Origin of the sequence: Sporosarcina sp. P13, from assembly GCF_002743055.1 — a bacterium.
In the GTDB taxonomy this organism is placed as follows: Bacteria; Bacillota; Bacilli; order Bacillales_A; family Planococcaceae; genus Sporosarcina.
In genome coordinates this window covers 1-23,523 of the sequence record NZ_PDYM01000013.1, presented here as the reverse complement: position 1 = coordinate 23,523, position 23,523 = coordinate 1, and the positions used below count along the sequence as shown (strand labels likewise).

Sequence of the window (23,523 nt, the reverse complement as noted above, 5' to 3'; positions counted from 1 at the left end):
CTAGAGTAATGAGTACACCAATTGTTGTGTATAGGCATGCTGCGGGTCTTCCAATACTTGATCCGTCAAACCTTCTTCGATAATTTCGCCATTCAGCATGACGATCGTTCGGTCTGCAAGCATTCGAATCACAGCCAAATCATGTGACACTACAATCATGCTGATCTGTAATTCTCTTTGGATCTTTTTGATCAAATCGAGCACCTTGGCTTGTACAGATAAATCTAGTCCTGTTGTTACTTCATCCAAAAATAAAATAGGTGGATTATTAGACAAGGCTTTCGCAATTTGTACACGTTGCTGCATTCCGCCCGAAAAGTTTTCAGGTTCTTCTTTCATACGGTGCAATGGAATGTGGACATTCGTTAACAGTCTTTTAGCAGTCTCCTCCATATCCGCCACATTACGATTTCCTGCAGCAATTAACTTTTCGGCTATATTACCAATGGATGAAAAGTTCATCTTTAATCCGTGAACTGGATTTTGATACACCATGCCATAGTCATGATTACGTATGAATCGTTTCTGCTGAGATGATAGGTCAAAAACATTCTCTAGTTCCTTCCCTGGTCGATTAATATAAGCTGCTCCGGACGTAATATCTGTATCAAAATATAAGCACTGCATCATCGTCGATTTACCGCTACCGCTTTCCCCGACCACCCCTAAAATTTCACCTGGATAAAGTTCAAGCGATAGATTTCGAACAGCATAGACCGTTCCACACGCTTTACAGAAATTCTTCTCGAGCATACTATTTTCTAGATCATTACAATGACAACAGCCTGGTCCATATTGCTTTTGTAAATTTTTCACTTGTAGAATTGGTGTTTCATACATAGATGCTTTCCACCTCTACTTCCTCTTGCTTATTTAATTGATCCATACAATGAGCCGTATCATTACACTGATAAATGGTAGTACCTGTATCGTGATCAATAAGTTCGTCCATAAAAACATCTGCTGTTCCACAAAGATGACAGTGAGCCCCTTCAAATGATTCGACCGTAAATGGATAATCGTCGAAAGCTAATGATTTGACCGACGTGTAGGGTGGGACAGCATAAATTTTCTTTTCTCTACCTGCTCCTAACAGAATCAGTGCTTCGGAATGATCCATTTTGGGATTGTCAAACCGAGGAATCGGACTCGGTGCCATTACATAACGGTCCTTAACAGAAACCGGATGGTCTGCAGTGGTTGCTGTTTTTCCATATTTCATAATTTGCTCGAATAGTAGTAGCCACGCACCACTATAATCATCTTCTGCATGCATTCGTTTGGTCTTGTATTCTCTTGCTTCAATGGGGCGCAAGGGTTCTGGCAAAGGAACTTGTAATACTAGAATTTGATTCTTTGTTAGTTCACTTTCAGGGATTCGGTGCCTGGACTGAATGATATCTGCCTCTTCCGTTCGCTCTGTCAATTGAACACCCGTTGTATCTTGAACTAGCTTTTTGATACTTACGGCATTGACGGATTCATCCGAGCCTTGGTCAATTACTTTCAATACATCCGTTTTTCCGATAAGTGAAAGTGTCAGTTGCAAACCACCTGTACCCCAACCACGCGCAATCGGCATCTCTCTTGAAGCAAATGGCACTTGATATCCCGGAATTGCTACAGCTTTCAAAGTGGCTCTGCGAATTTCCTTTTTTGAGCCTTCATCAAAAAATGCAAAGTGTGTTTTAGCTTTCAATGACCTGTGCCCCTTTCTTCACTTGTCGAATACTGTCCAACTTAGATTGGAACGTCACATAGTGCGGTAGCTTTAAATGTGAAATAAATCCGCTTGATTCGACTGAATCGATATGAAGCAACACAAATTCTTCATCATGTGTCGGATACTCGGCATGAGCATGCTCCAGACACTGGTCAAGAATACTTATCGCAATCGCTTTTGTTTCATTTTGTCCATAACAAATCCCGTAACCAATCTCAAAGTCTAGCTCTTCTTCATTCTTGTCATTTTTCACATTTACAGGAACAAAGGATTCTACTTCGGTCACTTGAATGTCTCCAATATAAAATTCCTCTTCCTCCGAAGACGCTGCTTCGTTCGGATGCTTAACGTAAATTGGCAGTGATCCAACACGTACTTCACCGACAGTCGGGTGTACTTCGCCATATCCACGTAGTGAGGCATAAGCTAAAGAAGTGACGGCTCCCGTTTGTCCACGCGTCAATACTTGTAACCGGGCACTGCGGCTTGCCGGGAACTCTAAACTTTGTTTGGTAATATCTTCAGGTTGCGTATTATCGATTTCATATTGGGCAAACAGTCCCTCATTACGTAGGTACTCCACAACTTTCGGGAAGTGCTGAATATTTTCTTGCACGTCTACTTCTTGGAGTTCCTTGAAATAACGTTGCAACCAGTGTGTATAATCAGCCTTTTTTTCATCAATCAAATCAAAATCCAATAGGCGGTGTGTGTAGTCATACGTTGCGCCTAATAATTGTCCGCCGGGTATATCTTTAAAACTCGCAGAAATTCTCCGTTGCACAAACATGTTTTCCGTTTCCACTGGCTCGCTATAATATAATCGTGGCAATGTGGAACGATGTGCACGCATAAGGAAAACAGCTTCCTCCATACTTCCTTCTGCTTGCTTAATAGCCAGCGCAGCCAAGTGTGGCGAATATAAACTACTTTCGGACATAACCTGATCTACCAACGCTCTCATCGTCGACAAAATGGTTTCAATTTCTATGATTGCTTCCCCTTTAAGACGTTCATACTTCACACGTTTAATGGAAGCTTCAATAGCTTCGGTACCTCCCTTGACAGGAACATAACCCATTTAGCCCACCTCCTTCTGTGCCACTTCAGTTGTTCGTGGAACGCAGGCAATCTGTGATTCATGATCGACAAAGATCATATCGAATCCCATCGGAAACTCTTTCGTCCGTTCATTTCTGGCTTGCCAAAGCGTACTTGAAAACCCAGTTTGTAAGGCCATTTCAGATTGAATACCGGGACCCTTCAACAGAACGTTGCCTTCATTCTGTAAAATGGAAGTTTCAATGATCCAAGTGGAAGATTGTTGCGGGTCAATGAGTGAACCTACTTTACATTGCTTCATAGCACGTTGTACCGCTTCTTCATGATCATCATGAAAGACGATGATAAAGTCTGCTTCTTGGATGGGCGCATATTTTGCTGACGTATATTCTGTAATCTTTTCAATCAGCTCCGGACGTTCATCCGACAGAATGTGGAAGGTTACTTCGCCGTCGAGTAATGCTAGTGCACTCAAAAGCAGCGATTCATTACACGTAATTTGGTAGTCCATTCGTATCATTGGTTCTTTAATAGATGAAATTGTGCCCGGTCGCGACATGCTATGCAGTAATTTTCGGTAGACATATTGCAAATCATGTACTTGATCAATCGCCATGCTCTCTCTCCTGTCTGCTTCGTTTCTAGTATTTTGTTATATTTCCATCGTTTCAAAATTGACTTTTGTACTTACTAATTCAGCTTGTTCCTTTGCTTTCGCATTTCTGATTTCACACTCCGCCGCGATCAACTGTGATTCCCACAAAATAGTCTCTGACAGTTCTGCTTTATACGCTGCATCGATGAGCGCCAGCTGCTTAGCTAGCTTTTCTTCCATACCTGCTACGATGCCAGTGCCTATACAATTATTAATTTCCATTTTTGCTTCAGTTACTAAGACTTCTCCAATATAGAACAATGAATTCTTTGCGGTTTCACGCACCTTGATCATCGTCAATCCATAGTGAGGTGCCGTAATTTCACGGTATTCATATGTGGTTAAAATAGCCTCCGCAAACTTTTCTGCTAAATTACCTTTGTCTTGAATAAGAATTTCAGTTCTTCTGCGTCTGTTCATATGTTCTCCCTCCTTATCTACAAATCTATCCTAACTTGTCGCCAAGTTGCCGTGTGTTAAGAAACCGTAAACATACTGTAAAGACTCTTTACAATCAGACATAAAAAAAGCAAGCAAGGTAGATAAACCCTTGCTTGCTTATGAATTCATTGTTATATCATATTTAAATTTATCACTGCGATAAAGTGTTTTTGTATATTCCAAGACCTTTCCTGTTTTGCTATCCACACAGTCGCTTTCGACCAAAATTAAAGGTACCATACTTTTACAACCTAATAGTTGCTGCTCGCTGGCCGTTGGAAATGTGATACTTAGTAGTGATGTACGGTTACTGAATTCATCGTACCCATGTTGCCGATAATAGGCGAACATCGATTGAATCTTGGAACCGTCGTCTTTAATTTGGGGAATCGTAGTTTCACTGACAAACGAATAATGAATGGCAGTTGGCTCACCGTCGATATAACGTAGTCTACCTATTTTATGCACAGTGTCAGATTTCTCAATACCTAATATTTGATAGATTTGCTCGTTATAAGGGATTTTTTCACAATCAATAGTGCGCGTTTCTAAGTCATACCCTAATGCTTCCATCTTTTCAGTAAAGCTCGTCTCAGCAGTGAGATGCAACTGAATCTCCTTCGATCGTTCTTTTAAAAATCGACCTTTGCCTTGTTTCGAGTAAATATACCCCCGTTCTTCCAACGTTGTTAGTGCATTTGTGTGGTCATTCTTGGGACTTTGTATTGCTCTGCTAACACATTTTCTGAAGGCAACTTTTCCCCATATGTAAAGGTCTTTGAAACAATTTGTTCCATTAGGTAATCAAGAATTTTCGTTTCTATTTCTTTAGAAATGAAAGCCCCCCCCTTAATTATCGTATTGATGCATCTTACATTGTACTATAAGGTACTAACATTTAAGAGATACAATGGTTTTATTCTATGATTCCATTGGTATAGTAATATACTAGCCACTATTTGAAAAGAAGTTATTTTATGCGGCGCATACTTATTGATTATTTCATGACTCTTCAGTTCTTTCATATTCGCAATTTGCATTAACCACTTCGCCATTCTGAATCTTAGGTGTAGTAAAACTATTCACTCTCCCCACAAGAGTTGAAACATTTTTCTAATTTAATTATTTCAATAAAGCATTTAACTAACTCTCTTTCTTCTATATACTGAGTAGAGTGTGAAAAGCTTATGATTTTTCGCACTAATCAAATAGTATTTTTTTGAGTGAAGGAGATTTTTATGGACACACAAAAAAGAGGATTTTTCCAAAAGTTTTTGGATATGATCGAGAAAACCGGTAACAGATTACCCCATCCGGTGACACTGTTTGCCCTACTCGCTCTTTTAGTTATCGTTATATCAGCAGTTGTATCATATTTCGGCATTAGTGCTGAGCATCCGGGTAAAGAAGGCGAAATGATCGAAGTACAAAACCTTCTCAGTAGCGAAGGGATTCACTATATCATTACGAATATGACCACTAACTTCATCGGTTTCGCTCCGCTTGGTGTCGTCTTGATTACAATGCTTGGTATCGGGGTTGCGGAAGGTTCTGGACTTATTAGCGCGTTATTACGTGGCTTTGTAATGTCTGTTCCAAAACGTTTAATTACTCTTGGTTTAGTATTTGCTGGGGTTATGTCGAGTGTCGCTTCCGATGCGGGTTATGTAGTTCTTCCTCCGCTTGGTGCAGTTTTATTCGCAGCGCTTGGTAGACATCCATTAGCAGGTCTTGCTGCAGCGTTCGCTGGAGTTTCAGGTGGTTTCAGTGCGAACTTACTCCTATCAGGAACAGATGCTTTGCTCGGTGAATTAACAATTATGTCCGCCGCAATCATCAATCCAGAGTACGCAGATGGCATGAATATTGCGATGAACTACTACTTCATTGCCTTTTCAGTTATCATCCTGACATTCGTCGGCGCGTGGGTCACTGAAAAAATCGTTGAACCGCGTCTAGGTGAATACAACGGACAGTATCGTGAAAAGGTCGAGAAATTATCATCACTAGAAAAGAAAGGCTTAATCTGGGCTGGTGTGTCTGTAATTGTTGCAGGTATCCTCGTTGCATTACTTGTCGTCTTCCCTGGCGCTCCATTACGTGGGGATGAAGCCGATATGCCGATCATCAAATCACCATTTATGAAATCACTTGTGCCAATCATTGCGTTCATGTTCTTCGTGCCAGGTTTGGTTTATGGGAAAGTGACGAAATTGATACGCAATGATAAAGATGTAGCAGCGATGATGTCGACAACGATGGCTGCTATGGGAATGTTTATAGTACTATCATTCACTGCGAGTCAGTTCGTTGCATTCTTCTCCGAGTCGAATATGGGCTTAGTGTTAGGTGTATACGGTGCGAATTTCCTTGATAGTATTAACTTAAAAGGGATTCCGTTATTGTTAATGTTCATCCTAATTGCTGCGTTTATCAATCTGTTCATCGGTAGTGCGTCTGCAAAATGGGCTATGATGGCGCCGGTATTCGTGCCAATTATGATGCAGCTCGGTTATTCTCCGGAATTGACGCAAATGGCGTACCGTGTAGCTGATTCATCAACAAATATTATCTCTCCTCTTATGACGTACTTTGCGATTATCATCGCATTTGCGCAGAAGTATGATAAGAAAATGGGGATTGGTACACTTGTTGCCGTTATGTTCCCTTACTCCATGTTCTTCTTATTATTCTGGAGTTTGACGCTTATTGTTTGGATGTTACTAGGAATTGATTTAGGACCTGGATCTCCAATTTACTACATTAAGTAACTACTAGTTTCCCCCGCAAGAGCATACATTGCTCTTGCGGGGTTTTTCGTGTTACTATAATAGTTGATAATGATTTTCAATTAGAAAGATTCTATTTATAGAAAAGGAGTTTTCACATATGAGCTACGAAGGAAAGAATGATGTAGAAAAAACCATTATTAGTAGACGTTCCATCAAGAAATTTAAAACAGATCCAGTAAATATAGAGGAACTTATCGAGTTGCTAAACGTTGCAAAGTGGGCACCGAATCATAAACTGACAGAGCCTTGGCGTTTCCAATTATACGCGGGCACTGGAAAAGAGAAATTCGTAGAGTCCTTTCTTGCTTCTCAGGAAAGAGACGGTAACATAACCGATAAAGCGAAGAATAAAGCTGCATACTTCCGCGAGATCCCTCTCCATCTCGTCGTCATCATGCCGGAAGATTCTCGCAAAAAGCGTTGGGACGAAGATTACGCCGCAATTTCTGCACTGATCCAAAACTTCCAACTCGCCGCATGGGAACGCGGAATTGGCATGATTTGGAGAACGAACGATTGGACACATGATCCGGTGTTTAAAGAAGCCATTGGCGTTAAATCAGACGAGAAAATCGTCGGCACGTTAATGATTGGCTATCCAAAGCATGTACCGGAACCTGAGAAACGTACGGATATTCGGGAACTGTTGACGATTATCGATGAATGAACCAGGCGATTACCCCTTCTTTAGCAGAAGGGGTAATCGTTTATTACATAATTTCAGCATAAAATCACTTGATTTCCTCAAATTTAGGATTACACTAAAAAAAGAACTTTTGATAAGGGGCAACCAATTATGAAATCTATTCTTCAACCTATCTTCACACGCTATTGGAACCCCTATGTTGTCCTACTGATTGCTGGAATATTAAGTGCGTTATATTTCACACTGACTTCGACTGTTTGGGCAGTAACCGGTGAATTCACTCGCCTCGGGGGAGATCTACTCTTATTATTCGGAGTGGATATCTCAGGCTGGCAATATTTTGATATGGTACACCTACAAGGGACGACTTGGAATCGACCGGACGGCTGGATTGTCTGGGGCATGTTCGCAGGCGCTCTCATTATGGTGTTACTAAGTAATAGTTTTAAGATTCGATTGCCGAAACAGAAACGACGCTATGTACAAGGACTTATCGGCGGAATCATTGCAGGTTTTGGCGCGCGTTTAGCACTCGGCTGTAACTTAGCGGCATTCTTCACAGGCGTTCCACAGTTCTCTTTTCATTCGTGGATTTTCATTATTGCAACGGGAATTGGGACGTTTTTCGGATCTAAGCTAACCAAAACACGATGGTGGAAGGGAAAACCTTCTTTGACTCGTGGTAGCGGTAAACCAACTCAAGGTAAGAATCGGATCATCCAACCCTATATTGGGGGTACAATCGCAGTACTATATATCGGATTAATCACCTACTTCTTTGCGACAGGGCAAAAGTTTCTTGGTCTAGGCGCATTATTCGGGCTCGCTTTCGGTATTCTAATTGAACGTGGACAAATCTGCTTTACGTCTGCCTTCCGTGATTTATTCCTTGTTGGGCGTAGTATCATGGCGAAAGCAATTATTATTGGTATGGCGGTCAGCTCCATTTTGACGATTATTGTTATTTCCCTATACGATGTGACTCCTATTACACAAATTGCAGCACTGAGTACGTTTGTTGGCGGTGTGTTATTCGGACTTGGGATTGTCATGGCTTCCGGCTGTGAAACGGGAATGATGTATCGTTTAATGGAAGGACAATTACTGTTCTTGCCTGTATTTGCGGGAAATATTATAGGTGCTACGTTCCTTGCCTACGCATGGGATCATCTTGGAGTATATACTGTATTAGTTAAAAGTGGCGCGAAGATTAATTTGATCGACTCAATCGGTCCAATTGGTGCTATTACAGTAACGCTCGTTATGTTAGCGGGACTCTATGCATTGACGGTCTACGGTGAAAAACGCTATCACCGGAAATTGGCTGTAAAGAAAGGAATGAACGTTCATGCAAGCTGAGTTAGAAGCGGATTTCACACTTGATCTTCGAGGTGAATCCTGTCCCTATCCTGTCATCTATACGTTGGAAGCACTAGAAGGGATGAATAAAGGCGAGTTGCTACAAGTCATTACCGATTGTCCTGGCTCTTTCCGTAACGTACCGGAAGAAGCACTGGCGCACGGCTACACATTCGCACAAGATCCTGTGAAAAACGGACAGGAATATCTTTTTTATATTTACGCATGAGAAAAGGCAGAAGTCCACTGGGGCTTCTGCCTTTTTCTTTTGTACAAAGGCTAAATCATGTTTTCTTTTTCTATAACTTTACCCTTATTTTTATTCTTCTTACCTCGTTCAATAGTAATTTCAACTGTCTGTTCTTCCGGTTTATCGTATTGTGCGCCTTCATAAATATGGATACCATCTTTTTCACCTTGGTACACCCATTTCATGAATGAAGCGATCATCAATAATATGATGAATACTAGAGGTAATGCCGTGATAATAGAGAGTGTCTGCAAAGCCTTTAAGCCATCGCCATACATTAAAACAATAGAGATGCTTGTTAACACAATCCCCCAGAATACACGATACCAACGTGCAGGTTCCTCGCCTTCCCGTAAATTAATGGATGCTACGTCAGACAACGTATAAGCGGCCGAGTTGACTGTAGTCGCAAGGAAAATTGCTGCTATTAGTAAATAGAGTACCATGACGACACCACCAAGAGGAAGCGCACTTAAAGAAGCCAAGATTGCAGCAGGTGCCCCTTCATTTTGAAGAATATCCAGTACAGGAACAATATTATTAAGCTGAAAATACATACTTGTGTTACCGAAGATTGCGAAGGCAATCCAACAGCCCAATGTTCCGCCCAGTAACTGTCCAAGGATTAATCCCTTAATCGTTCGACCCTTAGAAATGCGGGCTGCAAACATACCTGTGAACGGTGCATAAGAGAACCACCATCCCCAGTAAAATAGTGTCCAACTCTCACTGAAACCTGACTTCCCTATCGGATCCGTGTACAAGCTCATTCTGAAAAAGTTTTGAAACAATACGCCAACACTGTCCGTGAAGGTCGCGATAATAAAAGCTGTTGGACCGAAAATAAAGATAAAAACTGCAATGGCGATGTAAAGATACAGATTCCAATCACTTAAGCGTTTCAATCCTTTTTTGAGTCCAAAATACAGACAGATACAGAAAAAAATCATCAAGGTTACAACTATTGACAAATTCAATGTAAGCGTTTTCTCAAAACCAAATAGAGAATGTACTCCTTCGGCGAGCAATGGAGTTCCAAGAGCTAAAGATGTTCCAATGCCACCGATCAGACCGAACATGAAGCATACGTCAATCACTTTACCAAGCAAACCATCTGCTTTATTCCCAATAATCCCTCTGCATGCCGTACTCAATCGGTAAGATTTTTGGCCTTTGACATATACTGCATATGCGATAGGAATGGAAGGTACACAATAAATAGCCCAAGCTGAAAATCCCCAGTGAAACATTCCATATGTAGAAGCAAAATTGGCGGCCTCAACAGATTCAGCGGCCATACCGTATGGAGGACTGGAATAATAAAAAGCCCATTCAATAATTCCCCAATACATAATACCTGAACCTATGCCAGCAGTGAATATTAATGCTAACCAGCTAAAGGTTGTAAACTCTGGCTTCGTATTGCCTAATCGAATCTTGCCGAATCTACTGAAAGCCAGCCATAGCAAAAATCCGAATATTCCTAAACACGCCCATAAATACAAAGGGCCAAAGTTTGTGGTGATGGAATTAAGAACTGAGTTTAGAAACGAAGTTCCCTTAACAGGATTGATTAAAATAGGGACTATTAATATCGCAACTAAAGACAGAGCAATAGCCAATATCTGTTTATCAATTGTCTTGAATCTCATATATACACTCCTTTTAACCTTCTACAATTCAATCTAATTTTACTAGCAAATATTACGAATCATAAATAGGTACAAAACTATCGGTGTTAAAAAACACCGATAGGATACAGTTAAACACGAGCTATAATCGATTTCTCTAACAGTTCAATCAAGCGATCGCCTACCTCCGACGTAGAAGAACTTCCTTTCATGTCAGGCGTTAGAACTTCACCTTCAACTAATAGTTGCTCTATAGCATCTATCACTTTTTTACCGTGGTGCTCGTAACCAAAATGATCAAGCATTTGACTAGCTGACCAGATGGAAGCTAAAGGGTTACCGATTCCTCTTCCCGCAATATCGGGTGCAGAGCCGTGTACCGGTTCAAACATAGAAGGGAATGTGCCTTCCGGATTAATGTTCGCACCTGCAGCTAAACCAATTCCACCTGCGATTGCTGCACCAACATCGGTTAAAATATCGCCAAACAGATTCGACGTGACTACTACTTCAAAACGTTTTGGATCGGTGATCATGAGCATCGCTGCAGCATCTACTAAATAAGATGCGGTTTTCACTTCCGGATATTCTGCACTTACTTCTTCAAATACTTGATCCCAGAAAACCATTGAATAATTCAGTGCATTTGCCTTACTTATACTAGTCAAACTACGCCCTTGCTTTTTGGCCGTCTCGAAAGCATACCGAATGATTCGTTCTGTACCTTTGCGGGAGAATACACCATTTTGCAGGACGACCTCATGCTCTTGGCCTTTAAATAGCCAATCTCCAGCGCCCGAATATTCACCTTCCGTGTTTTCCCGAATGAACAGCATATCTATATCTTCACGTTCAATATTTTGTAGAGGACAATGAGCTCCATTTAATAATTTCACAGGACGTATATTGACATATTGATCAAAACTTTTACGGATGATCAATAAAAGATCCCATAAGGAAATATGATCTGGAACGCCAGGGAAACCAACCGCTCCTAAATAGATTGCATCGAATTCCTTTAGCTGTTCCATTCCGTCTTCTGCCATCATTCGACCTTGTTGTGTGTAGTATTCACAACCCCATGGAAAATACGTGAAGTCAAATGAAAAACTTCCATCTAATTCAGCGGTCTTCTTTAACACTTTAATTCCTTCATCAATGACTTCAGGTCCAATACCGTCTCCTGCAATGACTGCAATTTTAAACTTTTTCATTCCTGTGTCCATCCCCTTCATCCTTGATTCCAGACGACAAGTTTCATTTCCGTCATTTCTTCAATGGCATACTTAAGACCTTCGCGTCCTGTTCCGCTCTCTTTCACACCGCCATATGGCATTTGATCCACTCGGTAGGTAGGTACGTCATTGATGATCACACCGCCCACTTCCAAGTTTTTCGAAGCGTATAACGCATGCTGCACATTGTTTGTATAAATTCCCGCTTGTAGACCAAAACGAGAATCATTGACTTGCTCAATTGCCGCTTGTACGGAATTTACTTTGTTCACAATGACAATTGGTGCAAATACTTCTTGGCAAGAAACTTTTAACGTATGATCCGCGTTTATAATGATTGTTGGTTCAAGGACTCCATTTTGTGCCTTACCACCTGCAAGAATTTCTGCCTCGGTTTTCTTTGTTTCTTCAATCCAGCTAAGTGTTCGCTCTAATTCTTTCTTTGAAATTAGTGAAGAAATATACGTATCTTCCTCAAGTGGATCACCTAACTTCAACTGCTTGGCTGCAGCTGCAAATTTAGTTGTGAATTCCTCATAAAGATCTTCATGCACATAAATTCGCTGTGTTGAAATACATACTTGACCTTGATTCGAGAAGGCCCCCATAATACAGCGGTCGATAACAGAATCAATGTCGATATCCTTATCAATAATCAACGCTGAGTTAGATCCTAATTCCAAAGTCGTCTTCTTCAAACCAGCTTTATTACTGATGCCGATTCCGACACTTGGACTTCCTGTAAACGTAACCATTTTAACACGCTCATCCTCAACCAGGACATCGCCGATTACACCACCTGGTCCTGTGATAACATTCAGTACACCTGCAGGAAGTCCAGCATCTTTAAATACTTCCGCTATGAATAAGGCAGAGAGGGGCGTTTGAGATGCCGGTTTAAGCACTATTGGGTTACCTGCCGCAATCGCGGGTCCCACCTTATGAGCAACCAAATTCATCGGGAAGTTGAATGGTGTAATGGCAGCGATAACACCGATTGGTTCACGCAATGTATAGCCAATTCGTCCCACACCGCCTGAAGCAGCATCAAATGGAATCGTTTCTCCATGAATACGCTTTGCTTCTTCAGCAGCGAATTTATACGTCTCGATTGTTCGTAAAACCTCGGCTCTTGCAAACATGATCGGCTTCGCAGATTCACTTGAAATGACTGTTGCTGCCTCTTCCGTCTTTTCTGCTAGTATTCTCGCAACATTTTCTAATATTTCAGCACGTTGAAATGCAGGCATATTCCCAATAACTTTTCTTGCATTATACGCAGCTTCAATTGCTTGTCCTGTCAATTCTTTATCTGCCATAGCAATTTCAGCAATTTTTTCACCAGAGTATGGAGAGAATAGCGAAGCGTAACTCGACGCTTCTACATACTTTCCGTTAATCATTAAATGTTTAGATGTTGTTTTATTAAGTAATTTATTCATTGAGTGCCTCCAGTACCATTTCATGGAATTGAACAATTGCTTGTTCAGATTGAGAATAACGGCCTTTTTCGAACGCACGTGATTTAAAGCCAAGTTGCTCCAATTCAACCAATTCGATATCTTCAAAGCGAACTTGCTCTGCGAAAGTCATCAAGTCTTTTTCTTCTTGAGTTAATTTGTCCAAACTGTCTTCGCTGAAATAATATGTGTAAACAATTTCAGTATTTTCATGATCAATCGGAACCAATTGGATGGATGCCATATTAGCAGGTCCTGGATAGATTGTAAGCATTAAGTTCGGCCATAGCCAGAAGAAAGATCCTCCTTGCATTTCTGCTTCATCCAAATTCACTTCCCCGTATTGCTTGTCGGGTTTTACCATAGATCCTTGAATTGAATAATTCTCACACGTAATGATTTGATAGTCATCCATATCCAGTGTATCAACAAAACTTGGATGCGCCACGTGACAATGGTCACATTCTAAATAGTTTTCAATGAATGCTTTCCAGTTCGCTTTAATGTGACGAGACTTTTTGTGGGTAAATTGTAAGTTCTTCAGAAAATCAAACTTCCCTAGGCGATCGAAGAAGTCCCCATATGATTCGGCTAAAGGTTTTGCATTGTCATCTAAATTTACAAAAATCAATGATTCGATAACTTCCATTCTAACTGAACGCAAGCAAGCATCCTTCACGCAAGCAGCATCTTCTTCACTGCGGAAGTTCGGTGCTTTATTTAAATTACCATCTGTTTTGAACGTCCAGCCATGGTACATACATTGTAAAATCTTCTTTTTACCTTGCTGACTTTTCTCAAGTTTTGTCGCTCTATGCGGACATACATTGTAAAACGCGCGAAGGACCTCATCTGTTCCACGAATGATGATAATTGGGTCATCGCCAATCTCCGCAGTGAAAAATTCACCCTTCTTTTCTACTTGGCTCACATGGCCAACCAGCTGCCAGCTTTTTGCAAAAATCATTTCTTTTTCTTTTTCTAACACGGCAGGATCTGTAAATAAACTATAAGGCATCGTTCTCTCAAATGTTCTTTCTGTTGCATTCTGTACTTTGTTATAAGCCATTTCTCATTCTCCTTTGAGGTTCTGTTTTATACTTTTTTTAAATTAACTAGCTTCAATTCTATGACAAGAGAATGGCGTGTCTGCCATTTTAATCGAATTGGTTGGGCATCCTTCAAAGGCATCCTCCAAATCCTCGATTAAGTCTTCTGGAACTTCCGTAACTCCCTCATTATCATCCAATAAAGCGAAAGCGAAACCGTCAGATGTGTAATCAAATAATTCAGGTGCAACTGGGTTGCAGGCTCCACAAGCGATACACGTACTTCGCTCCACCATTGTATATTTCGCCATATCTTTGCCTCCTATCTCACATAATCAGTTGACTTCAGCCATCACTTTCTTTGGAGTCTCTACTTGTTCTCCCATGATGCTGGTACTGTGCAGTGGTTGCATTTTTGCGGTTGGATCGATAAACACTTTCGCGCTGCTCACCGCAATAGGTGCTTCTCCAAAACCTGTTGCAATTAGTTTTACTTTCCCTTCATATGTGCAAATATCTCCGACCGCATAGATGCCTTTAATATTTGTTTCCATATTCGAGTTCACGACAATGGAGTTCTTCTCGATTTCAAGGCTCCAATCTTTAATCGGTCCTAAAGAAGAGACAAAACCGTAATTTACCAATACATCATCGACTTCTAACTCTACTAGCTCTTCTGTTTTCGAATGCTTAATAATTACTTTTTCTACTTTCTCTTCTCCAATCAATTCAACTGGAACATATGGAGTCAATCGTTCCACTTTGGATTGTTTCAAAAGTTCCACACTATGTTCATGTGCGCGGAATTTATCTCTGCGATGAATTATGGATGCTTTTTCGGCAATCGGTTCAAGCATCAATGCCCAATCTACCGCTGAATCACCACCACCGAATAACGCTACCTTCTTGCCCTCGAACTGGTTCATGTTTTGAACAAAGTAATGAATGTTTTGATCCTGAAACTTTTCTTCACTATCAATCTCCATCTTCCTTGCTTGGAATGCACCGTTTCCGGCAGTAATGATGATTGTTCGAGAATAGTGGATTTCTTTATTTGTAGTTAATTTGAAAACACCGTCATTTTCTTTCTCAACCCGGATCACTGTTTCGCCTAAGCAGATCGTAGTAGCAAATTGATCCATCTGTTCGATTAGATTATCTACAAGTTCCTGTGCCCTAACTTTAGGAAAACCAGCAATGTCATAAATGAATTTTTCAGGATAAAGCGCAGAAAGCTGGCCCCCAAGTTGCGGTAAGCTTTCAATAACTTTTACAGACATTTGTCGAAGACCTGCATAAAACGCTGTAAATAAGCCCACTGGACCTCCACCGATAATTGAAATGTCGCTAACTTCAGCTGTTCTATTCATTTTGTACCTCCTAGCTATTTATATATAAGAATACGTAACGAGGTGATTAAGTGTTTTCTTTTATGTTCGCCGCGTTGTTAAATACTATTGCAAGTATCATGCCAACTTCTTAAACTTGCATAAGATTAAGATTTTCAGTGTGTTTTTTTAAAAACTCTGCTACAATCGAGTCAAATCTGATTCAAATAAATAGCAATATTTGCAATATTGACTCAGGCCAATTACTAGGAAGGTGATTATGCGTGACCGAAGAATTAGAAAAAATGGACTTATCTTTGGAGTCGTTGCTTAAAATACTGGATTATTCGTCGGATGAAATCTATGTATTGGATGGAGAAACTAGGATTGTCTATGTCAATCGGAACTGCGAAAAGCATTACGGAGTGAACAAGAATGACGTGGTAGGTAGATATAATAATGATTTTTTTAATGAGGGATACTGGACGCCCTCGATTGTCCCAAGCGTATTAGAAAAGAAAACTCCTGTATCGATGCGTCAGCAAACGAATATTGGAGCTGAATTGCTTACTAGGGCTTTTCCAATATTAAATACACAGAACGATATTGAATACATTGTGATTACAGCAACTGAAATAAAAGATTTTACACGACTAACAACGATAGAAGAGCAACCTTCTTCTAGTAAAATAGATGAGAGTTTAACAAATGCAATTATCACAAACAATGAAAAGATGCGTAAAATTCTACATTTCTGCAAAAAGGTTGCACCGACTGACTCTACTGTGCTAATCCACGGTCAATCTGGTACGGGTAAAGGTGTGATTGCTTATCATTTGCATAAATTAAGTAAGAGAAAGGATGAACCTTTCCTTAATGTCAATTGCGCAGCCATCCCTGGAGACTTGTTAGAATCAGAGCTTTTTGGATATACATCCGGTTCTTTCACGGGTGCTAAAAAAGAAGGTAAGATTGGTTTGTTTGAGGCAGCACACAACGGGACAATATTTTTGGATGAAATCGGGGAGTTAGCCTTACCCCTGCAATCGAAAGTGCTTCAAGTTATTCAGGATAGGAAATTTATCCCGATCGGGAGCAATGTGAGCAAAACGGTGAATATCCGTATTATCGCCGCCACGAATCAAAACCTACTTAAGATGGTGAAAGAAAAAACGTTCCGCGAGGATTTATTTTATCGACTTAATGTCATTGATATCCATATGCCGGCATTAGCTGAACGTAAAGAAGATATTATTCCTCTGGTCTACAGCTTCTTAAGTAAATTCAATGATAAGTATAATTCCACCAAAATAATTTCTGATGAATGCTTAACAGTTCTTTACCATTATTCGTGGCCCGGCAATGTGCGGCAGCTAGAAAATCTGATGGAGCGTTTGGTGATTATTAGTGAAGCGGTCATCGGAGTGGAGGATTTGCCGGAAGTGATTTTGGAAAATGTGAAAGAAGTTCCTGAACTTTTCTATTCAAATTCATTGGATAAAGCATTGGATAATGTCACAAGTACGATGGTCAGAAGATCGTATGAAAAATTTGGTTCTTCAAGAGGAGTGGCAACGGATCTTCAAATCAGTCAGTCCAAAGCTTCACGGTTGATCCGAGAATATTGCCAAAGTAAGGAGTAAGCGTAGGGTTAAAAGCTTTCCAAACGAATTATATGAAGTCTATGAAGAAGATAATGAGCTATTTAACGCAATACAGGATGAAAAATACAGGCTTTACGGAAACTGGCTTGTCACAGAAAGCTTAGGTTACTGCAAAAGCTCTGGCACACGGCTACACGTTTGCACAAGATCCTGTGAAGAATGGACAGGAATATCTTTTTTATATTTATTCATGAGAAAAGGCAGAAGTCCACTGAGACTTCTGCCTTTTCCGCTTCAAATTAGCTAGTTACTACATGGAGTTGCTTAGTCGTTTCCTTAATCTGTTCTACAATTACACTATTGATTGCATTCATATAAGCCAATCCACTCGCCTTCAAAATATCTGTATCTGCAGCTTTGGCTACGTATTTTACACCTTCATGCTCAATCGTGATTTTCACTTTACCAAGTGCATCTTTACCGCGTGAAACACTGCTAATATCATACTCCACTAGTTTCACCGGAACTTTTGTAATATCTGCAATTGCGGAATACAATGCATCAATTGGTCCCGATCCAACAGCACTTGCTTTAAAGACTTCTTCACCTTTACGAATTTTCACACTCGCTGAAGGGAAGCTGGAGTTACTAATGACTTGCAGATCTTCAAATTCAAAGAAATGGTCACTATAGTTGGTAACGTTAGCCTTGTTATGCTTTTCATAATAATTTTCTACAATTACATATAAATCATGATCATACACTTCTTTTTTAATATCTGCTAATGCTAAGAATCCTTCAAAAATCCCTTCAAAATCGTCTAAATTTAATTGTGTAAATCCTAGTTTTTCAAGCGCATTTTTCACTGCGTGACGTCCAGAACGCGCAGTCAAAATTAGTTCCATATCGTCTAGACCTACATCTTCCGGATGAACGATTTCATACGCATCCCTTGATTTTAGCAACCCGTCTTGATGTATACCTGAAGAATGGGCGAAAGCATTATCTCCTGTAATCGCTTTGTTCACTTGTACGTCAAGTCCCATAAAGCTCGATACTAAACGTGAAGTATTCATAATTTCTTTCGTATTAATTTGCGTATTGACGTTATAGATGGAGCTTCTTGTGTTCAATGCCATGATTACTTCTTCAAGCGCCGCATTTCCTGCCCGTTCACCAATACCGTTAATCGTACACTCTACTTTATCTGCACCGTTCTTCACCGCTGCTAGTGTATTGGCTGTGGCCATACCTAAATCATTATGGCAATGAACGCTTAATAATACGTCTGGATTCAAGTTTTTCATTCGATCATTTAATTTGTAGATCATCGCTCCAAACTCTTCTGGTTCCGCGAAGCCCACTGTGTCGGGCACATTGATCATCGTTGCCCCCGCCCTCATGACCGATTCAATTGTTTGCCATAGATATTCGAACTCCGAACGTGATGCATCTTCCGTCGAGTACTGTACTTCGGGTAGTAAGGTTTTCGCGTATTTTACGGCATCTACACCAATTTGTAGGATTTGATTTTTAGACTTATTGAATTTTTTCTCTACGTGAATATCGGATGTTCCAAGCACCATATGGATCATTGGATTTTCAGCGTATTTCACCGCATTGTAGACGGAATCGATATCTTCTTTTACAGCACGAGCCAGTGCTGTGATCATAATATCGTTTGTGTTACCTACTTTTTGAGCAGCCGCTTTCACCGCTTCGAAATCACCTTGAGATGAAGCAGGAAATCCAGCTTCGATAATATCGACGCCCAACTTCTTGAGTTGCTGTGCGATTTCTACTTTTTCATAAAGATTCAGTTTAGCTCCCGGTACCTGTTCTCCATCACGTAACGTCGTATCAAACACCCAAATTTTTCTACTCATCTCAATGCACTCCTTTTTTTGTGAAAATATAAAAAAACTCGCCTCTATATCGAAATATAGAGACGAGGTTAAACTCGCGGTACCACTCTAATTGATTTGTCATAAAAACAAATCCACTTGTCGACAGCAATCACTGTCTATCCTGATAACGGAGGAAACCGACATCCCTTACTAGTAACTTTCGGGGAGTGACTCACGGATGAGTTCAAAATGCGCGCCTGCCGATTTGCACCAACCATCGACTCTCTAGAAAGACACAAAACACTTTTACTAGTTCCGTTCTTAGTCTGAATTGATATATTGTATGCAATATTACAAGGTTTACTTTACATTGTCAACAGTTTTCAAATAATTCTTTAATTTTTTTAAAAAATCTGTAGTGCTATTGCAGACATCAGGATGCTCACTTCATTAATTCATCTATAAACTCTATTGGTACATATGTTTTTTTCGGTTCAAGTAAATCTGGGACAACTTCGAACTTACGAAGGGACTTGTTGTAGCCATATTCTTTCTGTCCGCGAGTAATTGTATAAGACGGTGCGCCTTTTGAAACAATTGCCCCTTCACCGGTCGAGTCCACAACATATCCAAGCTTTTCTGCCAACAAGCGTAATGGAACCATCTTTACTCCATCCACCATATAATGATCATCGATAATTATTTGTTCTACACTAGCGGCCTGATCTCCTGTATTTCCATCCAGTACAACCACTTTTTCGGGCGTTGTCTGTTCGGGGATACTTCTTGTCGTCGTTGTATAGAATACGAGTAAGTCTTTACCTTTTAAATCATCAACTTTCACCTGTTTACCCGTTACACTTGAAAGATCCGTTGTTTCATCTACGTTCAACTGTAATTTCAAGTATGGATCCACTAATTCATCATCGAATACGCCAACCGTTCCTGTTGCACTCTCATCCTTTTCTACAATAACCACTTCCGGACTATACTGTGGCGGATAAATCATAATCATTGGCTTGTTCGAGTCTGTGTACCCAGAAACCTTGTCTCCTATATCCAACTCTACTTGTTGGCCTGTATTATCAAAAACTAGTGTATCTTCGGTGACGGCAAAGACAGGCCTCTCTTCTCCCTGTTTAATCGTATAAAGAGTAGCCGCTTCACCTTTTTCTACGCTTTCAATTATTCCTTCTACTTTGATATACGCTTTTTCATTTGAAGTCACTTCTGATTTTACTCCTTCTTTCGCAAACACTTCTCCTGATGCGGCCGCACTTCCGATGAGCAAAGCTGACATTGCAATTGGAATGATTTTATTTATTTTCATAAAAATTCTCTCCTTTTTTGAACTCATTGAAGTAGTCGGATTAAGTAAGGAATAGTTACAGGGTTTTAAAAACACCTCCTAATCCATCTGAAGAATTAAAAAACAATCTGAAACATCCACAACACATCCCCCAATTAAGAAGATGTGTTATTTTTACGTTAGTAAAATACATATTCCTTTGTACCTGAAATCCAAATTATTCTATTTTTAATTGACAGGTCTATCATAACTTTACTAGTATAGTAGATAACAAAATTCGACATTTGAAACAAACAACAAGAAATTTGGGGTTTTCTCAAGCAGCCAAAGGAGTTGACTGAAATGATAACGTTTACAAAATGGGTGGAAAGTATTTCGAACTTTATATGGGGTCTCCCAATTATCACCTTACTGATTGGTGGAGGCATCTTCCTGACCATTCGTCTCGGCTTTTTTCAATTCAGATACATGCCGCATATCATTCGCCAGACATTCGGAAAAATATTATCGAAAGGTTCAGGCGATGGTACACTAACGCCTTTCCAAGCAACTACATCCGCACTCGCTTCTACGATGGGTGCAGCTAATATTGTTGGTGTACCGGTCGCCATTGCACTTGGCGGACCTGGAGCCATTTTCTGGATGTGGCTTGTCGCTCTGGTTGGAATCGGGACGAAATACTCGGAAGTTGTTCTCGGTATCAAGTATAGGGAGAAGAATAAAGCAGGAGATTACGTCGGCGGTCCGATGTACTATATTAAAAAAGGACTTGGCTGGAAGAAGGTTGCTTACGTTTTCGCATTTGCACTTATGATTGAAATCATTGCAAGTACAATGGTGCAATCAAATTCCATCGCAACGACCATTGAATCTTCATTTGGCTGGTCGCCACTTATCACAGGATTAGTTATTGCTGTGCTAGTGGCACTTGTATCCTTTGGGGGTATTAAGGCAATTGGACGTGTGACAGAGCGCTTGATTCCGTCAATGGTTGTAATCTATATTGTAACTGCTCTTATTATTATTGGCTTTCATGCTACAGAAATACCCGCGGCTTTCGGACTAATCTTCACGTATGCATTCCAACCCATTTCTGCAGCTGGTGGATTTGCAGGAGCAGGTGTCGCAGCAGCTATTCGATGGGGACTTGCACGAGGGCTGTACTCCAATGAAGCGGGTATGGGGACAGCTCCCATCGCCCACTCTGCTGCAGTAAATAATCACCCAGCCAAGCAAGGGTTTTGGGGTGTCTTCGAAGTTATTGTCGACACATTAATCGTCTGCACAATGACAGCACTAGTCATTCTGACGACTGGTGTTTGGGAAGCAATTGATGCCGATCAAGCATCTACTATGGTGACAGAAGCATACAGCACAGTTTTTGGTGCAACACTTAGTGGCATCATTATATCGCTCATATTATTCTTATTTGTTATTACGACCATCGTTGTTATCGTCTATTATGGTGAAAAACAAGCAGAATTCCTATTTGGTCTAGGCTTCTCCAAAGTCATGCGTGCAGTCTATATCGTAGCCATTGTTATTGGTGCACTCGGCGGATTGCAGTTCGTTTGGCAATTCCTTGATTTACTTTTAGCGATTGTAGTCATACCAAACATTATCGCTGTACTGTTCTTAAGTGGAAAAGTGCGAGAAATTACAGATGATTACTTTACGAACTTATATCCAACGGAACGAAAAAAATAGTAGTTTGTGAAAACCTGTAGAACTGGTTGTCGTTTCATAAAAAAAGTAAAATACGTACCGACTTGTCAACTTCGAGTCGGTACGTATTTTTTGAAAAGAGAAAGTATAGACCTTAACAACCTTCCACATTCCTATATTGCACTTGGCATAATAGCACTCTACCCCAAATATGATGTAATCCAATCATAGTAAATTATCCCCGTCCCGCTATTGATATTCTATTAAACATTAATTTTATTGCCTAACTAAGTGGTTCCCGCCCAATCACTACCTTTAAATTCCTTTAATTAATTTACATACGAAATCAATTTACAAACACGGAAATTTGGTGTATAAATATAATTAGAGAGAACTTTATATTATTCAGTATTGGGGGAAAATAATTTGAACAAGTGCGTTCATTTATTTAATAAAAAAAGTGTAGAATTTAATGCAGAAGGAATTACGCTAAGAGGTTGGCTTTACTTACCTAACAATACAGATTCAAGTCTTCCAGGTATTATAATGACACATGGATATGGTTCATTAAAGGAAATGTACGTCGATAAATTTGCTGAAGAATTTGCAAGCAATGGATTTGCCGTTCTTTTATATGATCACCGAAACTTTGGTGATAGCGATGGTCAACCGCGTCAAGAAATCAACCCTTACGAGCAAGTACTTGATTACCAACATGCTATTACTTTTATGAGTTCATTAGAAGATGTGGATAGTTCAAGAATTGGTATTTGGGGTTCTAGTTATAGTGGTGGTCATGTTTTAATGGTCGGAGCTATGGATAAACGAGTGCGTTGTATCGTATCCCAAGTACCTACTATAAGTGGTTCTGAATCATCTGCTAGAAGAGTGTCACCTAATGATGTACCCGCATTATTAAATACTTTTTACGAAGACCGAAAAACGCGTATGCAAGGCGGTGAACCAACGCGCCGTAAGATAGTTCCTGAATTTGAGGGCGATGAAGGAATATATACTGAAAAAACTTCTGTTGACTGGTATTTATCAGGTGGTGCACTGTCACCTAATTGGAAAAATGAAGTTACAATTCGTTCTATAGAACTTTCTCGTTCATATAATCCTGGTAATTATATTTCTTTGATTTCTCCTACACCTCTTTTGTTACTAGTCGCGGGACATGACACTGTTACACCAACAGATTTACAAGTTGAGGCTTTCAAAGAAGCAAAAGAACCTAAAAAAATAAAAGTAATTGATGGACATCACTTTACACCTTATCTAGAACAATTCGAGGTTTATAGTAACGAAGCAATCAACTGGTTTAAAGAACATTTAAAGTAAGCCCCCAATCAAACAACGCATATTTTTAAAAAGCATCTCCTAGTATGATCAATATATCAACTTTAAGGAGATGCTTTTCTATTGCAACAGAAACCATTGACCATAGTCCCCGTAAGTTTGCATTCC

Annotated in this window: 22 protein-coding genes and 1 other annotated feature; of the genes, 7 read left to right on the top strand and 15 right to left on the bottom strand. The window is 40.1% G+C overall.

The genetic code is table 11. From position 1 onward, the window contains the following. The 7 genes from CSV79_RS08085 to CSV79_RS17415 all read right to left on the bottom strand — a co-directional run bounded on the left by CSV79_RS08085 (position 1) and on the right by CSV79_RS17415 (position 4,678). Positions 1-840 carry an ATP-binding cassette domain-containing protein gene (locus tag CSV79_RS08085; RefSeq protein WP_099688537.1) on the bottom strand — a complete coding sequence of 280 codons (840 nt, stop codon included), beginning with the start codon at positions 838-840 and terminating at the stop codon, positions 1-3. Further along, positions 833-1,699: an alpha-D-ribose 1-methylphosphonate 5-phosphate C-P-lyase PhnJ gene (locus CSV79_RS08080; protein ID WP_099688536.1), complete on the bottom strand. Its 867-nt coding sequence runs from the start codon at positions 1,697-1,699 to the stop codon at positions 833-835. Before CSV79_RS08080 ends, CSV79_RS08085 begins: the two co-directional genes overlap by 8 nt. Further along, the gene (locus CSV79_RS08075) at positions 1,689-2,804 is read right to left on the bottom strand and encodes a carbon-phosphorus lyase complex subunit PhnI (RefSeq protein WP_099688535.1); all 1,116 of its coding nucleotides are present in this window, start codon (positions 2,802-2,804) and stop codon (positions 1,689-1,691) included. Before CSV79_RS08075 ends, CSV79_RS08080 begins: the two co-directional genes overlap by 11 nt. Next, complete coding sequence (gene phnH / locus CSV79_RS08070) at positions 2,805-3,401, bottom strand: phosphonate C-P lyase system protein PhnH (protein WP_099688534.1); 597 nt, start codon at positions 3,399-3,401, stop codon at positions 2,805-2,807. 36 nt (positions 3,402-3,437) lie between these two features. Further along, positions 3,438-3,860, bottom strand: a complete 423-nt coding sequence (gene phnG / locus CSV79_RS08065) for a phosphonate C-P lyase system protein PhnG (protein WP_099688533.1) — start codon at positions 3,858-3,860, stop codon at positions 3,438-3,440. A gap of 138 nt (positions 3,861-3,998) precedes the next feature. Beyond that, positions 3,999-4,490 (bottom strand): GntR family transcriptional regulator, encoded by a 492-nt coding sequence (locus CSV79_RS08060; protein WP_369824939.1) that lies wholly within the window; start codon positions 4,488-4,490, stop codon positions 3,999-4,001. 80 nt (positions 4,491-4,570) lie between these two features. Then, positions 4,571-4,678 (bottom strand): GntR family transcriptional regulator, encoded by a 108-nt coding sequence (locus tag CSV79_RS17415; RefSeq protein WP_369824938.1) that lies wholly within the window; start codon positions 4,676-4,678, stop codon positions 4,571-4,573. A 441-nt stretch (positions 4,679-5,119) separates the two neighbouring features. Here CSV79_RS17415 and CSV79_RS08055 point away from each other — a divergent pair, with 441 nt between their 5' ends. The 4 genes from CSV79_RS08055 to yedF all read left to right on the top strand — a co-directional run bounded on the left by CSV79_RS08055 (position 5,120) and on the right by yedF (position 8,907). Continuing rightward, positions 5,120-6,652, top strand: a complete 1,533-nt coding sequence (locus CSV79_RS08055) for an AbgT family transporter (RefSeq protein ID WP_099688532.1) — start codon at positions 5,120-5,122, stop codon at positions 6,650-6,652. Between the two features lie 118 nt (positions 6,653-6,770). Then, entirely contained in the window at positions 6,771-7,340 is a 570-nt protein-coding gene (locus CSV79_RS08050; RefSeq protein WP_099688531.1) for a nitroreductase family protein, read from the top strand. Positions 7,341-7,469: 129 nt separating this feature from the next. After that, positions 7,470-8,678, top strand: coding sequence for a selenium metabolism membrane protein YedE/FdhT (yedE, locus tag CSV79_RS08045; protein ID WP_099688530.1), 1,209 nt, complete (start codon positions 7,470-7,472; stop codon positions 8,676-8,678). Next, a complete protein-coding gene (gene yedF / locus CSV79_RS08040; protein ID WP_099688529.1) occupies positions 8,668-8,907 on the top strand; it encodes a sulfurtransferase-like selenium metabolism protein YedF in 240 nt (79 codons plus the stop codon). The genes yedE and yedF overlap by 11 nt, the downstream gene beginning before the upstream one ends. Positions 8,908-8,957: 50 nt before the next feature. Here yedF and CSV79_RS08035 read toward each other — a convergent pair whose 3' ends face one another. The 6 genes from CSV79_RS08035 to CSV79_RS08010 form a co-directional block, all read right to left on the bottom strand. Then, positions 8,958-10,580 (bottom strand): BCCT family transporter, encoded by a 1,623-nt coding sequence (locus tag CSV79_RS08035; protein WP_099688528.1) that lies wholly within the window; start codon positions 10,578-10,580, stop codon positions 8,958-8,960. Between the two features lie 110 nt (positions 10,581-10,690). Continuing rightward, on the bottom strand, positions 10,691-11,773 hold the full coding sequence (locus tag CSV79_RS08030) for a tartrate dehydrogenase (protein WP_099688582.1): 1,083 nt from the start codon (positions 11,771-11,773) through the stop codon (positions 10,691-10,693). 17 nt (positions 11,774-11,790) lie between these two features. Then, positions 11,791-13,236, bottom strand: a complete 1,446-nt coding sequence (locus tag CSV79_RS08025; RefSeq protein ID WP_099688527.1) for an aldehyde dehydrogenase family protein — start codon at positions 13,234-13,236, stop codon at positions 11,791-11,793. After that, the gene (locus tag CSV79_RS08020; protein ID WP_099688526.1) at positions 13,229-14,323 is read right to left on the bottom strand and encodes an aromatic ring-hydroxylating oxygenase subunit alpha; all 1,095 of its coding nucleotides are present in this window, start codon (positions 14,321-14,323) and stop codon (positions 13,229-13,231) included. The genes CSV79_RS08025 and CSV79_RS08020 overlap by 8 nt, the downstream gene beginning before the upstream one ends. Positions 14,324-14,365: 42 nt before the next feature. Then, positions 14,366-14,614, bottom strand: coding sequence for a ferredoxin (locus tag CSV79_RS08015; protein WP_099688525.1), 249 nt, complete (start codon positions 14,612-14,614; stop codon positions 14,366-14,368). Between the two features lie 24 nt (positions 14,615-14,638). Further along, positions 14,639-15,673: an NAD(P)/FAD-dependent oxidoreductase gene (locus tag CSV79_RS08010; protein WP_099688524.1), complete on the bottom strand. Its 1,035-nt coding sequence runs from the start codon at positions 15,671-15,673 to the stop codon at positions 14,639-14,641. A gap of 263 nt (positions 15,674-15,936) precedes the next feature. On the opposite strand from CSV79_RS08010, the gene CSV79_RS08005 reads away from it, so the two are divergent. Further along, positions 15,937-17,274, top strand: a complete 1,338-nt coding sequence (locus CSV79_RS08005; RefSeq protein WP_099688581.1) for a sigma-54 interaction domain-containing protein — start codon at positions 15,937-15,939, stop codon at positions 17,272-17,274. A gap of 260 nt (positions 17,275-17,534) precedes the next feature. On the opposite strand, the gene CSV79_RS07995 is transcribed toward CSV79_RS08005, so the two are convergent. Both CSV79_RS07995 and CSV79_RS07990 read right to left on the bottom strand, forming a co-directional pair. Next, the gene (locus CSV79_RS07995) at positions 17,535-19,121 is read right to left on the bottom strand and encodes a 2-isopropylmalate synthase (protein WP_099688523.1); all 1,587 of its coding nucleotides are present in this window, start codon (positions 19,119-19,121) and stop codon (positions 17,535-17,537) included. Between the two features lie 55 nt (positions 19,122-19,176). Beyond that, positions 19,177-19,414, bottom strand: a binding site (T-box leader). 110 nt (positions 19,415-19,524) lie between these two features. Further along, the gene (locus tag CSV79_RS07990) at positions 19,525-20,412 is read right to left on the bottom strand and encodes a stalk domain-containing protein (protein ID WP_099688522.1); all 888 of its coding nucleotides are present in this window, start codon (positions 20,410-20,412) and stop codon (positions 19,525-19,527) included. A gap of 321 nt (positions 20,413-20,733) precedes the next feature. Here CSV79_RS07990 and CSV79_RS07985 point away from each other — a divergent pair, with 321 nt between their 5' ends. Together CSV79_RS07985 and CSV79_RS07980 are read left to right on the top strand one after the other, a co-directional pair. Continuing rightward, complete coding sequence (locus CSV79_RS07985; protein WP_099688521.1) at positions 20,734-22,098, top strand: alanine/glycine:cation symporter family protein; 1,365 nt, start codon at positions 20,734-20,736, stop codon at positions 22,096-22,098. A 384-nt stretch (positions 22,099-22,482) separates the two neighbouring features. After that, complete coding sequence (locus CSV79_RS07980) at positions 22,483-23,397, top strand: alpha/beta hydrolase (protein WP_099688520.1); 915 nt, start codon at positions 22,483-22,485, stop codon at positions 23,395-23,397. Positions 23,398-23,523: the final 126 nt, after the last annotated feature.

What these genes read in the sequence shown, in the direction of transcription:
- CSV79_RS08085 (WP_099688537.1), bottom strand. Translation starts at nt 840, where the DNA reads ATGTATGAAACACCAATTCTACAAGTGAAAAATTTACAAAAGCAATAT.
- CSV79_RS08075 (WP_099688535.1), bottom strand. Translation starts at nt 2,804, where the DNA reads ATGGGTTATGTTCCTGTCAAGGGAGGTACCGAAGCTATTGAAGCTTCC.
- phnH (WP_099688534.1), bottom strand. Translation starts at nt 3,401, where the DNA reads ATGGCGATTGATCAAGTACATGATTTGCAATATGTCTACCGAAAATTA.
- phnG (WP_099688533.1), bottom strand. Translation starts at nt 3,860, where the DNA reads ATGAACAGACGCAGAAGAACTGAAATTCTTATTCAAGACAAAGGTAAT.
- CSV79_RS17415 (WP_369824938.1), bottom strand. Translation starts at nt 4,678, where the DNA reads ATGGAACAAATTGTTTCAAAGACCTTTACATATGGGGAAAAGTTGCCT.
- CSV79_RS08055 (WP_099688532.1), top strand. Translation starts at nt 5,120, where the DNA reads ATGGACACACAAAAAAGAGGATTTTTCCAAAAGTTTTTGGATATGATC.
- CSV79_RS08050 (WP_099688531.1), top strand. Translation starts at nt 6,771, where the DNA reads ATGAGCTACGAAGGAAAGAATGATGTAGAAAAAACCATTATTAGTAGA.
- yedE (WP_099688530.1), top strand. Translation starts at nt 7,470, where the DNA reads ATGAAATCTATTCTTCAACCTATCTTCACACGCTATTGGAACCCCTAT.
- yedF (WP_099688529.1), top strand. Translation starts at nt 8,668, where the DNA reads ATGCAAGCTGAGTTAGAAGCGGATTTCACACTTGATCTTCGAGGTGAA.
- CSV79_RS08035 (WP_099688528.1), bottom strand. Translation starts at nt 10,580, where the DNA reads ATGAGATTCAAGACAATTGATAAACAGATATTGGCTATTGCTCTGTCT.
- CSV79_RS08030 (WP_099688582.1), bottom strand. Translation starts at nt 11,773, where the DNA reads ATGAAAAAGTTTAAAATTGCAGTCATTGCAGGAGACGGTATTGGACCT.
- CSV79_RS08025 (WP_099688527.1), bottom strand. Translation starts at nt 13,236, where the DNA reads ATGAATAAATTACTTAATAAAACAACATCTAAACATTTAATGATTAAC.
- CSV79_RS08020 (WP_099688526.1), bottom strand. Translation starts at nt 14,323, where the DNA reads ATGGCTTATAACAAAGTACAGAATGCAACAGAAAGAACATTTGAGAGA.
- CSV79_RS08015 (WP_099688525.1), bottom strand. Translation starts at nt 14,614, where the DNA reads ATGGCGAAATATACAATGGTGGAGCGAAGTACGTGTATCGCTTGTGGA.
- CSV79_RS08010 (WP_099688524.1), bottom strand. Translation starts at nt 15,673, where the DNA reads ATGAATAGAACAGCTGAAGTTAGCGACATTTCAATTATCGGTGGAGGT.
- CSV79_RS08005 (WP_099688581.1), top strand. Translation starts at nt 15,937, where the DNA reads ATGGACTTATCTTTGGAGTCGTTGCTTAAAATACTGGATTATTCGTCG.
- CSV79_RS07995 (WP_099688523.1), bottom strand. Translation starts at nt 19,121, where the DNA reads ATGAGTAGAAAAATTTGGGTGTTTGATACGACGTTACGTGATGGAGAA.
- CSV79_RS07990 (WP_099688522.1), bottom strand. Translation starts at nt 20,412, where the DNA reads ATGAAAATAAATAAAATCATTCCAATTGCAATGTCAGCTTTGCTCATC.
- CSV79_RS07985 (WP_099688521.1), top strand. Translation starts at nt 20,734, where the DNA reads ATGATAACGTTTACAAAATGGGTGGAAAGTATTTCGAACTTTATATGG.